Annotated in this window: 5 tRNA genes; all 5 read right to left on the bottom strand. The window is 50.7% G+C overall.

Annotated features, from left to right (window positions below):
• Window positions 1-3 precede the first annotated feature (3 nt).
• Window positions 4-90: transfer RNA gene (locus JIG41_RS14550), tRNA-Leu, on the bottom strand.
• A gap of 39 nt (window positions 91-129) precedes the next feature.
• Window positions 130-205, bottom strand: a tRNA-Gly gene (locus JIG41_RS14555).
• Between the two features lie 63 nt (window positions 206-268).
• A tRNA-Leu gene (locus JIG41_RS14560) sits at window positions 269-355 on the bottom strand.
• Between the two features lie 34 nt (window positions 356-389).
• Window positions 390-463, bottom strand: a tRNA-Cys gene (locus JIG41_RS14565).
• 12 nt (window positions 464-475) lie between these two features.
• Window positions 476-551 (bottom strand) — tRNA-Gly (locus JIG41_RS14570).
• Between the last annotated feature and the right edge of the window lie 60 nt (window positions 552-611).

Raw genomic sequence — 611 nt, forward strand, 5'->3', positions numbered from 1 at the left:
AAATGGTGCCCGGGGCCGGACTTGAACCGGCACGTCCTTACGAACGAGGGATTTTAAATCCCTTGTGTCTACCAATTCCACCACCCGGGCATCGGGTTTGCTATTTAAAGCAAGTGGATAAAGCTAATATGGAGCGGCACACGAGGCTCGAACTCGTGACCTCAACCTTGGCAAGGTTGCGCTCTACCAACTGAGCTAGTGCCGCATCATATTAACTCTAAAGTTAAACTATTTTAAAACTACATTTGGTATTGTAGTTAACCACAAATGGTGCCCGGGGCCGGACTTGAACCGGCACGTCCTTACGAACGAGGGATTTTAAATCCCTTGTGTCTACCAATTCCACCACCCGGGCATCGGGTTGCTCAAAGAGCGTGTGGAGTGTTGAATGGAGGCGGAACCCGGAGTCGAACCGAGGTGGACGGATTTGCAATCCGCTGCATGGCCACTCTGCCATTCCGCCAAATTAGATAATTGGAGCGGCACACGAGGCTCGAACTCGTGACCTCAACCTTGGCAAGGTTGCGCTCTACCAACTGAGCTAGTGCCGCTTTTCTTTATCTTGTGGGCTATGCCCTCTCAACACGGACGCATTCTACAGAGATTATTAA

Origin of the sequence: Pseudoalteromonas sp. bablab_jr011, assembly GCF_016464045.1 — a bacterium.
Lineage (GTDB): Bacteria > Pseudomonadota > Gammaproteobacteria > Enterobacterales > Alteromonadaceae > Pseudoalteromonas > Pseudoalteromonas lipolytica.